Annotated in this window: 11 protein-coding genes and 2 tRNA genes; 5 read left to right on the top strand and 8 right to left on the bottom strand. The window is 71.0% G+C overall.

Going from position 1 to position 14,109, the window contains the following annotated elements; genetic code table 11:
- The first annotated feature begins 24 nt into the window (after window positions 1–24).
- On the top strand, window positions 25–318 hold the full coding sequence (locus tag CLV46_RS02400) for a DUF1330 domain-containing protein (protein WP_100365841.1): 294 nt from the start codon (window positions 25–27) through the stop codon (window positions 316–318).
- Between the two features lie 10 nt (window positions 319–328).
- On the opposite strand, the gene CLV46_RS02395 is transcribed toward CLV46_RS02400, so the two are convergent.
- Window positions 329–787: a DUF3817 domain-containing protein gene (locus CLV46_RS02395; protein WP_100363311.1), complete on the bottom strand. Its 459-nt coding sequence runs from the start codon at window positions 785–787 to the stop codon at window positions 329–331.
- A 117-nt stretch (window positions 788–904) separates the two neighbouring features.
- Between CLV46_RS02395 and CLV46_RS02390 the strand changes: the two genes are divergently transcribed.
- On the top strand, window positions 905–2,155 hold the full coding sequence (locus tag CLV46_RS02390) for a CoA transferase (RefSeq protein ID WP_100365840.1): 1,251 nt from the start codon (window positions 905–907) through the stop codon (window positions 2,153–2,155).
- Window positions 2,156–2,207: 52 nt separating this feature from the next.
- Here CLV46_RS02390 and CLV46_RS02385 read toward each other — a convergent pair.
- The 5 genes from CLV46_RS02385 to CLV46_RS02365 form a co-directional block, all read right to left on the bottom strand.
- A tRNA-Met gene (locus CLV46_RS02385) sits at window positions 2,208–2,281 on the bottom strand.
- 32 nt (window positions 2,282–2,313) lie between these two features.
- A tRNA-Thr gene (locus tag CLV46_RS02380) sits at window positions 2,314–2,385 on the bottom strand.
- Between the two features lie 133 nt (window positions 2,386–2,518).
- On the bottom strand, window positions 2,519–3,457 hold the full coding sequence (locus CLV46_RS02375) for a sugar ABC transporter permease (protein ID WP_100363310.1): 939 nt from the start codon (window positions 3,455–3,457) through the stop codon (window positions 2,519–2,521).
- Window positions 3,457–5,070: a maltose ABC transporter permease MalF gene (malF, locus tag CLV46_RS02370; RefSeq protein ID WP_100363309.1), complete on the bottom strand. Its 1,614-nt coding sequence runs from the start codon at window positions 5,068–5,070 to the stop codon at window positions 3,457–3,459. Before malF ends, CLV46_RS02375 begins: the two co-directional genes overlap by 1 nt.
- A 63-nt stretch (window positions 5,071–5,133) precedes the next feature.
- Window positions 5,134–6,387, bottom strand: coding sequence for a sugar ABC transporter substrate-binding protein (locus CLV46_RS02365; RefSeq protein WP_100365839.1), 1,254 nt, complete (start codon window positions 6,385–6,387; stop codon window positions 5,134–5,136).
- Window positions 6,388–6,650: 263 nt separating this feature from the next.
- Between CLV46_RS02365 and CLV46_RS02360 the strand changes: the two genes are divergently transcribed.
- Window positions 6,651–8,399 (top strand): glycoside hydrolase family 13 protein, encoded by a 1,749-nt coding sequence (locus CLV46_RS02360; protein WP_100363308.1) that lies wholly within the window; start codon window positions 6,651–6,653, stop codon window positions 8,397–8,399.
- Window positions 8,400–8,630: 231 nt separating this feature from the next.
- Here CLV46_RS02360 and CLV46_RS02355 read toward each other — a convergent pair whose 3' ends face one another.
- Window positions 8,631–9,944, bottom strand: coding sequence for a M23 family metallopeptidase (locus CLV46_RS02355; protein WP_100363307.1), 1,314 nt, complete (start codon window positions 9,942–9,944; stop codon window positions 8,631–8,633).
- Window positions 9,937–10,734 (bottom strand): inositol monophosphatase family protein, encoded by a 798-nt coding sequence (locus CLV46_RS02350; RefSeq protein WP_100365838.1) that lies wholly within the window; start codon window positions 10,732–10,734, stop codon window positions 9,937–9,939. Before CLV46_RS02350 ends, CLV46_RS02355 begins: the two co-directional genes overlap by 8 nt.
- A 121-nt stretch (window positions 10,735–10,855) precedes the next feature.
- Here CLV46_RS02350 and CLV46_RS02345 point away from each other — a divergent pair, with 121 nt between their 5' ends.
- Together CLV46_RS02345 and CLV46_RS02340 are read left to right on the top strand one after the other, a co-directional pair.
- Window positions 10,856–11,704: a class I SAM-dependent methyltransferase gene (locus CLV46_RS02345; RefSeq protein ID WP_100363306.1), complete on the top strand. Its 849-nt coding sequence runs from the start codon at window positions 10,856–10,858 to the stop codon at window positions 11,702–11,704.
- A gap of 95 nt (window positions 11,705–11,799) precedes the next feature.
- The gene (locus CLV46_RS02340) at window positions 11,800–14,088 is read left to right on the top strand and encodes a LuxR C-terminal-related transcriptional regulator (RefSeq protein WP_100363305.1); all 2,289 of its coding nucleotides are present in this window, start codon (window positions 11,800–11,802) and stop codon (window positions 14,086–14,088) included.
- The last annotated feature ends 21 nt before the right edge of the window (window positions 14,089–14,109 follow it).

Below are 14,109 nucleotides of genomic sequence, written 5' to 3'. Positions count from 1 at the left end.
ACCGGTCCGGTGCAGACTGGGCTCATGCCGAAGGCGCTCTGGGTGAACACGTTCCGCACGATTCGCGACCAGGAGAAGGTGGCGCGCTACGCCGCGCTCGCCGGCGACGTCATGGCCGCGCACGGGGGACGGTTCCTCGCTCGCGGCCTGCCCGCGGCGGCGTTCGAGGCTGGCAGCCTGGAGCGCACGTCGGTGATCGAGTTCCCGTCGGTGGAGCAGGCGATCGCCGCGTACGAGAGCGAGGGGTACCAGCAGGCGCTGCGCGCCCTTGACGGCGGAGCGACGCGCGACATCCGGATCGTGCCGATGGTCGACTGACCGGCGCGGGTCACTCCGTGCCGGGTGGTCCGCCGATGAGCAGGGCGACGAACACGGCGACGAGCACCGCACCGAGCACGACGGCGAGCAGCACGGGCCGGTTGAGCCACCAGCGCAGCCAGCGGTCGAGCGGATGGGCGTCCCGCGGGTCGGCCGTCGCCTCGCGGCGCCATCCCCCGGCCAGCCGCCCGGAGCGATCGAGTGCGATCTCCGCGGGGATCGACGCGAACGGCACGACTGCGCTCGCCCACGCGAGCAACGTGAGTCCGACGCTCCAGCGTTGATTGAGCGCGACGAGCAGCACGACGGCCGCGAATCCGAGGAAGACGAAGCCGTGCAGCGCGCCTCCGATCGACACTCCCCATCCGCCGCCGTGGAAGACGTACTTCTGCAGCATGCCGGCGATCAGCAGAGCCCATGTCACCGCCTCGGCGATCGCGAAGGTGCGGAAGAGCGCGCGCGGGGACATCGGGGCCTTTCGTCGGGGTTCCGTCTCGAGCGTACGGTGCCGCGGGGACCGGTCAGCGCGGCCACCGCGGCGTCACTGGACCTGCCCGTCCGGGCCGTGAAGCTCTAGCGTGTGCGCATGTCACTGCTCGATGCCGCCCGCCACGCGATCGGCGCACCGGCGACCGACGTCGAGGCACCCATCGCGCCGCTCGGCGGACGGCTGCCATCCGGGCGGCTCGTCGGCGAGGCGGTCAGCTTCGCCGCGCTGTGCCTCGACGAGTGGAGTGGCACGCGGGCCGCCAGCACCCTCGACCCGGAACGCATCGCGACAGCGGTCACGAGCGAACGGCACTTCCGCCGGAATGGCGAGAAGCCCGGCGCGTGGGCGCCGCTGTCGGGCTTCCATCCGGCCGCCGACGGATGGATGCGAACGCACGCGAACTACCCGCACCATCGCGATCGACTGCTCGAGGCCCTCGACCTGCGGCCGGACTCCGGTGTGGACGACCTGCGTCGCCGGCTCTCGGGGCTGCCGGCCAGCGAGGCCGAGCAACGCATCACCGCCGCGGGCGGCGTGGCGGCCGCCGTCCGCACCGAGTCCGAGTGGCTCGCTGAGGAGCAAGCGCCCGCCGTCGACGCGACGCCACTGCTCGGCTTCGAACGCACCGGCGACGCCGCCGCGCACGACTCGTCCCGCCCGCGCATCCTCGATCTCACCCGCGTGCTGGCCGGACCGGTCGCCACCCGCACGCTCGCCCTGTGGGGTGCCGACGTGCTGCGGGTCGACCCGCCGACCATCCCCGAGATCGAGTGGCAGCATCAGGACACGGGGGCCGGCAAGCGCACCACGGTGCTCGATGTGCGCTCGGCCCGGTTCGCCGAACTGCTCGCCGAGGCGGACGTGCTCGTGCACGGCTACCGCCCAGGGACACTCGACCTGGAGGCGCTCGCCCGGCGGCATCCGTCGCTCGTCGTGGCGAGCATCAGCGCCTGGGGCGCACACGGGCCGTGGGCGCACCGCCGCGGCTTCGACAGCATCGTGCAGGCGGCGACGGGGATCGCCGTCGCCGAGTCGGCGGACGGCCGGACGCCCGGCGCTCTGCCCGCCCAGGCGCTCGACCACTCGGCGGGCTACCTGCTCGCCGGCGGCGTGGCCGCGGCGCTCCGTCGTCGCGAACGGGAGGGGGGCGGCTGGCGCGTGCAGGTGTCCCTCGCGCGCCTCGCGCACGAGCTGCTGCGAATGCCGCGCGTTGCGACGGAGCAGGCGCGGTTCACTCCGACGACCGTGCGCCACGGCGACCTCGAATATCCCCGGCCCGCGCTCGGCCCGGACGACTTCGCCTTCCCGCCGCGTGCCTGGGGTGCCGATCCGGCCGAGTGGGGATGAACGACATCCCGGAACGAGAAAGAAGGCCCCGCAAGCGGGACCTTCTTCGTCGTAGCGGGAGCGGGACTTGAACCCGCGACACCACGATTATGAGCCGTGTGCTCTAACCACCTGAGCTATCCCGCCGCAGACCGTGCGCCGGCTAGGGCGACGACCAGAGCCCCGAGTCAGGATTGAACTGACGACCCCTTCCTTACCATGGAAGTGCTCTACCACTGAGCTATCGGGGCGCGCGCTCGGCACGAGCCGGCCGAGGCACCAGAGAAGACTAGCACCTCCGCGAGGGCTGTCTCACTCCCCCGGAGCGACCCCTTCGGGCGACCCCGCGCGCGGAAACCGGAGCCCGGCGGGCGGTCCTCCGGGTCACTTGACCGCGCCGGCGGTGAGGCCGCTGATGATGTACTTCTGCAGGTACAGGAACAACGCCATCACCGGCACGGCGGCCATGACCGCGCCAGCGGCGAACAGGCCCCAGTTGCGGCTCGTCTCCTCCGACACGAAGCGGTACAGGCCGACCGCGAGAGTCTGCTTCGTCGGGTCGGCGAGCACGACGCTCGCGATCACGAACTCGCTCGTCGTCGCGACGAACGAGAGCAGACCGACGACGGCGAGGATCGGCGCGACGAGGCGCAGGATGATCGTGAAGAAGATGCGCGCGTGTCCGGCTCCGTCGATCTTCGCCGCCTCGTCGATCGAGGCCGGCACCGTGTTGAAGAACCCGTACATGAGGTAGGTGTTCACCCCCAGGGCGCCGCCGAGGTAGACGAGGATGAGGCCGATCTGCGAGTCGAGGCCGAGCACCGGGAAGATGTCGCCGATCGCGTTGAGCAGCAGGAAGATCGCGACCACGGCGAGCAGCTGCGGGAACATCTGCACGAGCAACAGTGTGAGCAATCCGATGCGCCGCCCCGTGAACCGCATGCGCGAGAACGCGTAGGCCGCGAGGGCGCCGAGGAACACGGTGCCCGCGGCCGAGATCAGCCCGATGAGCAGGGTGTTGGCGAACCAGGCGATGTAGGGCTGCTGTGGCCGGTTGAAGAGCAGATCGACGTAGTTGCCGAAGTCCACGACGGTGAACAGTCCGTTCGCGCTGAGCAGCGTGCCGCTCGGGTTGAGCGACGACGACAGCACGTAGAGCAGCGGGAAGACGCAGAAGATCCCGGCGAGCACACCCACGAGGTGACGCCAGCCCGTGTCGGCGAACCACCGACCGAAGCCGGCCGGGCGGCGGCGCAGGGACTGCACCTCGTCGGCGGAGAGGGTGCGCGGCGCAGCGGGTCGGGATGCGGTCGATGCGGTCATCAGTTGATGTCCTCCAGGGCCTTGGTCCGCCGGAAGCCGATGATCGACACCGTCGCGACGACGAAGAAGATGAGGATCGCGAACGCGCTCGCGAGTCCGTAGTCCCGGCCGGTCGAGGTGCCGAACGCCACCTTGTACACGAGGGTGATGAGGATGTCGGTCGCGCCGACGTTCACCGGGGCGTCGATGTCGCGGGGACCGCCGTTGGTGAGCATGTAGATCAGATTGAAGTTGTTGAAGTTGAACGCGAACGACGAGATCAGCAACGGGGCGAGCGAGACCATGAGCAGCGGCAGCTTGATCAAGCGGAAGACGTTCCACGGCCGCGCGCCGTCGACGGTCGCGGCCTCGAGCACGTCCGACGGGATCGCCTGCAGCGCCCCCGTGCAGACGAGGAACATGTACGGGAACCCGAGCCAGAGGTTGACGAGCAGGATCGAGATCTTCGCGAGCACCGGATCCGAGAGCCAGTTGATCTCCGCCCCGCCGAGCAGCACCTGGTTGACGAAGCCGAACGACGGGTTCAGCATGCCCGCCCAGACGAGCGCCGAGAGGAACCCCGGGAAGGCGTACGGGAGGATCATCAGCACCCGGTAGATCTTCTTGCCGCGCATCCGCTCGTGATTGAAGACGATCGCGAGGAAGAGTCCGAGCGCGAAGGTCGTGAGCACCGAGAGCCCGGCGAAGGCGAAGGTCCAGAGGATGACGCCGACGAGCGGGCCGCGGATGTCCTCGTCCCCGAATGCCCGTGCGAAGTTCTCGAAGCCGACGTTGATCGTCCAGCCCGGCGTCAGCGCCTCGCCGTCGGCGGTCGCGTACTCGCCCTCGCCGTTGTCGGAGTAGACGGCGCCGCTCTCGGTGTCGAGGAAGGTGTCGGCGCCCTCGTCGTAGACGAGGGTCGAGCGGAACAGGAACGCGGTGCTGCCGTCGGCGGTGCGCAGCGCGCCGTCGTTCGGGTCGTCGGTCAGCGGCACCGACAGCTCGGTGATCGCCCGCTGGTTGTCGAGCAGGTCGCCGAGGCTCAGCGAGGTGTAACCCGGCACCGAGACGGCGCGGTCGCCCTCCAGCTCGGCGTCGTCGACCTCCTCGAGCGGGCGCTCGTTACCGCCGAGCGACACGACCCCGTCGGGGTCGGTGACGAGCAGGCTGAACTCGCCGAGCTGCTCGACGACGGTGACCGCATACGCAGGCGAGTCCTCGACGCGCACGAGCGACTTCTCGACGATGGCCGAGATCGCGGCTTCTTTCGTGCCGTTGTGACCGTCGCCGTAGTTCGTGAAGGCGATGTATCCGCTGTACAGCACGACGAAGACCTGGAAGAGCAGCAGGAAGATGAGCCCCGGCGTGAGGTACTTGCCGGGCAGCTTCCGACGGGAGAGGTAGATCCAGTTGATCGCGAGCAGCGCGACCGCCGCGAGCGCGAACCACACCCAGTTCTCGGCCATCACGAGCACGAACAGCGCGTACACGACGACGGCGTCGAGCAGGCCGAGCAGCGTGATCTTGACCAGGAGGGAGCGCACCCCACCGGAGCCCGCGCGCGGCGAACCGGAGACCGGCGAGGGCGGAGGGGCGGGCGTCATGTTGGCGGGCGCGCCGACGTTGGTGGTCATGTGTCTCCGTCAGAAGGATGCGGCGGGGACGGGCCGGGCGGGTCTCCCCGCCCGGCCCGTGGGTCAGCCAGCGGCGATCTTGCCTCGGATGCCCTCGGCCATGGCGGCCCAGGCCGCGGCGGGGTCACCGGCGGAGCCGTCGATGATGGCACCCTCGGTCACACCCCAGTCCTCCCACACGACGCTCATCGCGGGGATGGACGGCTGCGGGGCGCCGTTCGCGCCGACCTCGCCGAACGCGGCCGCATCCGGGTCGGACTGCGCGGCCTCGAACGCGGTCTTCAGCGCCGGAGCGCGACCGCCCGACTCGAAGATCGCCGTCTGCACCTCTTCGGAGCCCATGTAGTCGACGACGAACTTGTTCGCGAGGAGGGCGTTCTCGCTGTAGGAGCTGACGAAGAAGCCCTGCACGCCGACGAACGGCTGCGACGGCTGTCCACCCGCGGACGGGATGGCTTCGATCGAGTAGCCGAAGCCGGCCTCCTTGATGCGCTCGAGGTTCCACGGGCCGGTGATCATGTACGGCGACTTGCCGCCGACGAACGACTCGATGGCGATGTCGCCGGTGAGGCTCGGGTTGAGCACACCGCTCGCGCCCCACTCGGCGAGCTTCGCGGCGAAGGCCTTGCCGCCCTCGTTGTCCATCTGCAGGTCCTCGGGGTTGTAGGCCCCCTCCGCGTCGGTGCCGAACACCGGAGCGCCGAACGAGGTCTGGATCGGGTACAGGTGGTACGGGTCACCGAGGTTGTTGTCGCCCGCCTGGATGATGACGGGGTACTCCACCCCGTTCTGGCCGACGAGCGCCTGACCCGCGGAGACGAGCTCGTCGAACGTGGCGTGCGCGTTCGGGTCGAGGTCGGTGTTGCGGATGAGCGCGACGTTCTCGATCGAGACCGGCACGCCGTAGACCTGGCCCTCGTACGAGACGGCCTGGATCGCGACCTCCTGGAAGTCGTCCGGGTTCTCGAGAGTGATCGGCTCGACGATGCCGTTGGTGACGAGCTGGCCGAGCGCATCGTGGGGGGCGATGACGACATCCGGGCCCTTGCCCGTCGGCGCCTGCTGCGTGAAGTCGCCGGCGATCGCCGGGAAGTCCTTCTGCACGACGTCGACCGTGACGTCATTCTCCTCCTCGAAGTCGGAGATGACGTCGCCGAGGGCCTCGGCACGGTTGGCGTCGAGCCACACCGTCAACGTCGAGGTGTCGCTCTCGCCACCGCCGCCGTCCGATGCGGAGCAGCCGGAGAGCACGAGCGCTCCGCCGGCGAGCGCAGCACCCGCGAGAAGCAGGCTGCGGCGCGGGGTCTTCACCGTCATGGTGTCACCTTTCGTGTGCAGGACGACCTCGCCGCACACCCGGTGACCGGGGGATCCGCTGTGGGACCCGGGCCGCGACGTTGTGGCCGTACTCGTGGTTTCGCTCGCGATCTGCAAGCGCTTCCATTCATACATCGTTCAGAACGATTTGCCAACAACAGAAGCGGCACGATTGAATTCCGTCCGTCAACCTCCTTCCGGCGCCCGACTGCAATCGCTTACAGTCATCCCGAGTGCCACACCGACCACGCCCCGAGGTACGCATGACCACCGAGACCACCTCCACCATCGAGGGGCGCCCCGACGCCTCCCCCGCGACCACCACCGGCCTCGGCCGCGAGTGGTGGCGCTCCGCCGTGATCTACCAGGTCTACCCGCGCTCCTTCGCCGACGGCTCCGGTGACGGGATCGGCGACCTGCCCGGCATCACCGAGCGGCTCGGCGACCTCGCCGAGCTGGGCGTCGACGCCGTCTGGCTCTCGCCGTTCTACCGTTCGCCGCAGAAGGACGCCGGCTACGACGTCGCCGACTACTGCGATGTCGATCCCCTGTTCGGCACCCTCGACGACTTCGACCGGATGCTCGGCCGCGCGCACGAGCTCGGACTCCGGGTGATCGTCGACATCGTTCCCAACCACTCCTCGAGTGCGCACCGCTGGTTCCAGGAGGCGCTCGCCGCCGCTCCCGGGTCCCCCGAGCGCGCGCGGTACCTGTTCCGCGACGGTCGCGGGGAGAACGGCGAGCTGCCGCCGAACAACTGGGAGTCCGTGTTCGGCGGTCCCGCCTGGACCCGCGTCGAGGAAGCCGACGGCACCCCCGGACAGTGGTACCTGCACCTGTTCGACTCGTCGCAGCCCGACCTCGACTGGACGAACCCGTGGGTGCACGAGCAGTTCCGCGATGTGCTGCGGTTCTGGCTCGACCGCGGTGTCGACGGATTCCGCGTCGACGTCGCCCACGGCATGGTGAAGGTGCCCGGCCTGCCGGACTACACGCCGCCGGAGGGCGGCGGCAGCATGGGTGGATCGACCCCGACCCTCGACGCCGGCGCGCTCGAGCCCGAGATCAGCGCGAGCGGACCGGACACCCCGCCGTACTGGGCGCAGGAGGGGGTGCACGAGATCTGGCGCGAGTGGCGCGACGTTCTCGACGAGTACGAGGGTGACCGCATCCTCGCCGCCGAGGCGTGGGTGGAGCCCCTCGCGCGCCTCGCCGACTGGGTGCGTGCCGACGAGATGCACCAGGCGTTCAACTTCTCGTACCTCGAGACGCCGTGGAAGGCGACCGCCATCCGCCGCGTGGTCGACGACTCGATCGCGGCGTTCGCCTCGGTCGGCGCGCCGAGCACGTGGGTGCTGAGCAACCACGACGTCGTGCGCCACGCGAGCCGGCTCGCCATCACCGCCGAGAACCCGCAGGGTCACGGCCTCGGGCCCAAGTCGCCCGGACTGCCCGACCCGGTGGTCGGTCTGCGTCGCGCTCGCGCGGCGACCGCGCTCATGCTCGCCCTGCCGGGCAGCGCGTACATCTACCAGGGTGAGGAGCTCGGGCTCCCCGAGGCGATCGACCTGCCCGATGAGGCCCGCCAGGACCCGACGTGGATCCGCACCGGCGGCGAGCGCTACGGCCGTGACGGATGCCGCGTGCCGCTGCCGTGGGAGGCCGACGCCCCCGCCTTCGGGTTCAACGCGACGGGTGCGAGCTGGCTGCCGCAGCCGTCGGACTGGGCGAGCTTCGCCCGCGACGTGCAGCGTGGTGCGCCGGGCAGCACGCTCGAGCTGTACCGAACCCTGCTCGCCCTGCGCGCCGCGAACGACCTCGGCCACGGCTCGCTCGACTGGGTGCCCGGATTCGGCCCCGACGTCGTCGCGTTCCGCAATGGCGAGGTCACCGTCGTCGCGAACGCGGGTGACACCCCCGTGGAACTCCCCGCCGGCGAGGTGCTCGTCGCCAGCTCGGATCTCGACGGCGCGGTGCTGCCGCCCGACACCACGGTGTGGTTGCGCGCCTGACGCCCACCCCGCCCCTTCTCCGATGCCCCCGCCGCTGCGGCGGGGGCATCGTCGTTCTCGGACCGCCGCGCCGCCGTTCACCGGAGCGGTGAGTTGCGGACATCTGCGGGAATCGATCCGCGGATTCCCGCAGATGTCCGCAACTCACGGCCCTCCACCCCGGACCCGCGCGGCGGAAACGACGAACGCCCCGCTCGAGGCGGGGCGTTCGTCGTGAAGCGGATGCGGAGGTCAGCCGGCGTGGGTCTGCAACCAGTCGAAGGGGTTGACGTGTTCGCCGTTGACCCAGATCTCGAAGTGGAGGTGCGGGCCGGTCGCCTGACCGGTCTCGCCGGTGAGGCCGATGAAGTCGCCGACCTTGACCTCCTGGCCCTCGACGAGCGGGCTCGAACCCCACTGCATGTGCGCGTAGACGCTGCGCACCTCCTGGCCGTCGACGATGTGCTCGAGGAATACGTGGTTGCCGAGGCCGCCACCCTCCTCGTGCGTGCTGACGACGCCGTCGGCGATCGCGTAGATCGGCGCGCCGTTGCCGGGCACGAAGTCGACGCCCTTGTGCTGGGTCGAGCATCCGCGACAGGGGGCGGTGCGCGCACCGTAGCCGTCGGTGATCGGCACGGCGTAGGGGAACGGCCAGCGGATGGCTCCCGTGCCGCTCGCGACGTAGGTGAAGTTGCGGTTGCCGTACTTCGCCTTGAGCTGCTCGGCGTACGAGGTGACGGTGTAGTTGTCGCGGCTCACGGTCGGCGCGACGCCGGCCGCGGTCTCGACGTTCTGCAACGCGATCGTGGTGTCGCCGCCGGTCGCCTCGACGAACGTCGTCGACGCGGTCGAGGACTGCGGGGTGAAGAGGTTGGCCGGCACGGTGAGGCCGACGAGCATGGCGCCCGTGAAGAGGATGACGCCGGAGGAGAGCAGCTTGCCGGCGACGCGCTCACGGAGCGAGCGCTGGTCCGCGGCGGTCGCGACCGGGATGGGCGACGGGCCGGCGGCGGCACCGGCGCGGGGGGCGCGGGGCGGGCGCGTGGCGGTGCGGGACTTCGCCTTGGCCTTGCGGCGACGCACGCGGTCGCGCGCGGGCTCCGGGCCGACGAGCTCCTCGACGGTCGATGCGCGCGGCGTCTGGATCGCGTCGGGGGCGGTGCCGGTCGACTCGACGACGGGGCGGGCGGGGCGACGGCGGATGGGCCGGCGGGCGTTCGAACGCTCCTGCTCGCGACGCTCGCGACGGCTGCTGAACTGCTGATCGGTCGTGGAGTCGACGAGGATCGGGATCGCCGCGGTGGCGGGCCGGGGCTCGTCCGCGGTCGAGAGGCCGAGGAACGCGAGATCAGACGTCGTGGTGGGAGCGTCGCCCTCGCGGGGCTCGGCAGACTCGTGGAACAGCAGGGAACTTCTCCTCAGTGGATGACCCGGGCGCAGGTGGGCCCGTGTCGTCGTACTTTCGGCACCGTCGAAGGCCTCGAGCGATCGCTCGAAATGTAACGGATCGATAAAGGGTAACTCGATATCGAGCGAAAGGCCACCTGACGGGGCTTCACGCACCGCTCTCGACGAGGGCCGGCTCGAGTTCGCGGATCAGTTCGGGGTGCCCGGCGAGGATGAATTCGCGACCCGCCGGTGAACCGTTCCACCCGCCGACGAAGGCGCCCGCCTCGGCCGCGACGAGTGCGCCGGCTGCGTGATCCCACGGGTTGAGGTTCCGTTCGAAGTAGGCGTCGAGCCGTCCGCAGCCGACGAAGCAGAGGTCGAGCGACGCGGTCCCCATGCGGCGCACGTCGCGCACACGGCCGATGAGGTTGGTGACCGCGGTCGCCTGTTCCACACGCCGCTCGGCGGTGTACGAGAAGCCGGTGGCCACGAGAGCCTGCGAGAGCGACACGGCGTCGTTGACGCGGATCTGCCGGCCGTTCAGCCGGGCGCCCGCTCCCGCCGCCGCGGTGAAGGTCTCCCCCGCTGCCGGGTTGACGACGCATCCGGCGAGCGCCCGCCAGGTGAGCGGGTCGGGGTCGCCCTCGACCACGGCGATGCTGATGCCGTAGTGCGGGATGCCGTACAGGAAGTTGACCGTGCCGTCGATCGGGTCGACCACCCAGGTGAGACCGCTGCCACCGCCTTCACCGCCGCCCTCCTCGCCGAGGAACCCGTCGTCGGGTCGCGCCTCGGCGATGAGCGAGCGGATGAGGTTCTCGGTCTCGCGATCGGCTTCGGTGACGATGTCGACGGACGACGACTTCGTCGCGGCGACGCTCACCCCCTCCGCTCGGCGCCGCGCCGCGAGCTCGCCCGCCTGGATGGCGATGGCTCGGGCGATCTCCAGCAGTTCCGCGCTCATGCTCTCCACCCAATCACACGCGTCTCGGCGCGACGTGTGATCTCCGTGCTCAGCACGGATGTGCGGGGCGGGACGTCGGCGGAGCCTTGTGGTGTCCCCAACGAGAACACAGGAGTCGGACATGACAGATCTGAAAAGCAGCAGCACCACCAGCAGCACCGATGAGGCCGACCGCGCCTTGAAGAGCAAGCATCGGGCGATGTGGGCCTCGGGCGACTACCCCGCGCTCGCCCACGACCTCATCTGGTCGCTCGGGCCCCGCCTGGTCGAGGCCGTCGACATCCGGCCGGGCGAACGCGTGCTCGACATCGCCGCGGGCACCGGCAACGCCGCGATCCCCGCGGCCCTGCGCGGCGCGAGCGTCGTCGCGACCGACCTGACCCCGGAGCTCTTCGACGCCGGACGACGTCACGCCCGCGAGGCGGGCGCCGAACTGGAGTGGCGCGAAGCCGACGCCGAAGCGCTGCCGTTCTCCGACGGCGAGTTCGACGTCGCGATCTCGAGCATCGGGATCATGTTCGCGCCGCACCACGAGCGCAGTTCCGCGGAGCTGTTGCGCGTCACCCGCTCGGGCGGGCGCATCGGCCTGCTGAGCTGGACGCCCAGCGGACTCGTCGGGCAGATGTTCGCCGCGATGAAGCCCTTCAACGCCCCGCCCCCTCCCGGGGCGCAGCCGGCTCCCCTGTGGGGAGACGAGCAGCACGTGCGCGGGCTGCTCGGAGACGCGGTCACCGACGTGCACGCCGTCCGCGACACGGTGCGCGTGGACCGGTTCGCGTCGGGGGTGGAGTTCCGCCAGCACTTCGCATCCCATTACGGACCGGTGATCGCGGTGTACAACCGCAATGCCGACGACCCCGAGAAGCTGGCGGCCCTCGACGCGGCTCTCGACGCCGTCGGCGACGCGGTGCTCGAAGACGACGGCGGGATGCGCTGGGAGTACCTGCTCCTCACGGCGACGGTGCGCTGATCAGGGAGAGGCTGATGCGCGGCCCGCGCATCCGCCTCTCCTCCTCCCCGGAATCCGCCGGGTGCGGAACGGGTGACCGCGAGTAGAATCCCCGCGTGGGAGGCCCGCTTCTCACACCGCGGGAACGCGCGGTGCTCGCCGCAGTGGAGCGGCGGTGGAACAACTCCGAGATCGCCGCGGAGTTGTTCATCTCCGTGCGCACCGTCGAGAGCCACATCGCGAGTCTGCGCCGCAAGCTCCGCGCCGACACCCGGGCCGACCTCATCTCGGCGGCTCTCGCGCTGCGCGACGCGTCCGTGCACCCGCCCGCGAACCCGCTGCGGGGCCGCGGACGCGATCTGGCCGCGATCGCGGGTCTGCTCGCGAGCGGGCGCTGGGTGACCCTGGCCGGCGTGGGCGGGGTCGGCAAGACGAGACTCGCGCTCGAGTACGCCCGCGATCAGAGCGAACGCGTTCCGCTCGTCGTCGAGCTCGAGCACGCGCAGCCGTCCGAGGTGGCCGCGCGCATCACGCGCACCCTCGGGCTCGAGCTGCCCCCGGGCGCCGAGCTCACCGACACGCTCGGCGTCGCGCTCTCGGCTCAGGACTACCTCCTCGTACTCGACAACGCCGACCGGGTCGGCCGCGCGACGACGGACGCCGTCCGGCGGTTGCTGCGTCGCGCCCCTGACCTGCGTGTGCTCGTCACGTCGAGGACGCCGCTCGGCGATCCCGATGAGGTCGTCCACTCGGTGCGGCCGCTCGCGTCCGCCGGGGTGGATTCGCCGGCGACTGCGCTGCTCCTCGACCGGTTGCGGACCGCCGGCACTGCGGTCGCGGACGCGGATCGGGCGACGGCGGACCGCATCTGCGCACGGCTCGATGGTCTGCCGCTCGCCCTCGAACTCGCCGCGTCCGTCGCCCGTCATCTGCCGCTCGCGGCGATCGAAGCGCGACTGGTCGCGGACGTCGGTTCGCTCGACCGCGCCTCACCCGACGGACGCCATCGTTCCCTTGCGACGGCCTTCGAGTGGACCTGGGATCTGCTGACGGCCGAAGACCAGGATGTGCTCCGGCGGCTCGCGGCCCTCCCGGGCACGTTCGACTTCGAGCTGGCCGCCGCCGTCGCGGGCCGCGGGTCGAACGGTGCCGCGCTCCGGCTGCTCGACCAGTCGTTACTGATCCCGGTGAGCGCCGATCCGCCCCGACTGCGGATGCTCGCCGTCATGCGCGAGTTCGTGCTCGCCCGCACCGATCCGGGGCTGATCGACGAGGTGCGTCGGAAGCACACCGAGCACACCGCGGTCATCGCGAGGCGGTTCGCCGGGCAGGCACGCACCGACGCGAGCCCCGAGGCGGGCCGCACATCGGCGATCCTGTGTCCCGAGGTGAATGCCGCGCTGCGGTGGGCGCTGTCGACGAGGCATCCGAGCGCCCTCGACCTGGCGACCGCCCTGTCGATCGGGGTGGAGCAGTACGGGGCGGACGTCGACAGCATCACCGCGTTGGTGCGGGCCTCGACCGACGCGGCCGTGCTGGAGGAGGCCGACGCGGACGACCTCCTCGCGCTCGGCAACGCGATCGCCTTCGTCGACGTGGACCGGGTGACCGCGCTCGGCGATCGCGCACTCGCACTGGCGACTCACGGGGGCGGGTCGCGCCGCGCGGCTCATCAGCTCGCCGGACTCGCCGCCGCCTATCGCGATGATCGGAAGGCGGCTCTCGCCCACCTCGCCGAGGCGGAGCGGCTCGCCGCGGAGCGCGGGGAGGACTGGGAGCTCGGTGCCATCCGTCAGGCCCGCGGGATCGCGTTGAACAGCGGCCCCGACGCCGACCTCCCGGGTGCGCTGGAGGCGTTCTCCGCGGCGATGCGCGCGTACGCCCGGGCGGACGATCTGACGCACGTGAACAACGTGCGGTACATGATGGCGTCGGCGGCCGTCGAGACGGATCCGCGGATGGCGCGGGTGTGGGCGGCGGAGTGCCGGGCGTACGCGGAGGCGGTCTTCAACGAGCACGAGGTCGCTCACGCGCGCATCGTGCAGGCGACCCTCGGCCTCGAGGAGGCGGGCGACCTCGATGAGCTCGTGGACACGTTCCGCCGACTGGGGGATCTCCGGTGTCTCAACCGGGCCCTCATCCTCAGCGCCGACGCCGCACGCGACAGCCGGACGAGGATCTCCCGGCTCGCCGGCGGGCTCGAGATCGCGGTGACCTCCGGCGATCACGGACGCGAGGCGGCCACCCTCCGAGCCCTCGCCCACGCGCACCACGATGCGGGCGACTCCGCGGCGGCGCTCGGCGTGCTCGATCGGCTCGCCTCACTGACCACCGCGGATGCCGCCTCCGCGGCCTGCCCGGAGGATCTGCGCGCCGCGTACCGCGCCGAGCACGCCCTCGTGTGACGGGCGGGAAAGACGAAAGCG

It is taken from the genome of Diaminobutyricimonas aerilata, assembly GCF_002797715.1.
Classification (GTDB): domain Bacteria; phylum Actinomycetota; class Actinomycetes; order Actinomycetales; family Microbacteriaceae; genus Diaminobutyricimonas; species Diaminobutyricimonas aerilata.
The sequence above is the reverse complement of the archived record's forward strand: the minus strand, read 5'-3'. Positions and strand labels throughout refer to the sequence as shown.

Coding starts and splice junctions, on each gene's coding strand:
- CLV46_RS02400 (WP_100365841.1), top strand. CDS start 25: ATGCCGAAGGCGCTCTGGGTGAACACGTTCCGCACGATTCGCGACCAG.
- CLV46_RS02395 (WP_100363311.1), bottom strand. CDS start 787: ATGTCCCCGCGCGCGCTCTTCCGCACCTTCGCGATCGCCGAGGCGGTG.
- CLV46_RS02390 (WP_100365840.1), top strand. CDS start 905: ATGTCACTGCTCGATGCCGCCCGCCACGCGATCGGCGCACCGGCGACC.
- CLV46_RS02375 (WP_100363310.1), bottom strand. CDS start 3,457: ATGACCGCATCGACCGCATCCCGACCCGCTGCGCCGCGCACCCTCTCC.
- malF (WP_100363309.1), bottom strand. CDS start 5,070: ATGACCACCAACGTCGGCGCGCCCGCCAACATGACGCCCGCCCCTCCG.
- CLV46_RS02365 (WP_100365839.1), bottom strand. CDS start 6,387: ATGACGGTGAAGACCCCGCGCCGCAGCCTGCTTCTCGCGGGTGCTGCG.
- CLV46_RS02360 (WP_100363308.1), top strand. CDS start 6,651: ATGACCACCGAGACCACCTCCACCATCGAGGGGCGCCCCGACGCCTCC.
- CLV46_RS02350 (WP_100365838.1), bottom strand. CDS start 10,734: ATGAGCGCGGAACTGCTGGAGATCGCCCGAGCCATCGCCATCCAGGCG.
- CLV46_RS02345 (WP_100363306.1), top strand. CDS start 10,856: ATGACAGATCTGAAAAGCAGCAGCACCACCAGCAGCACCGATGAGGCC.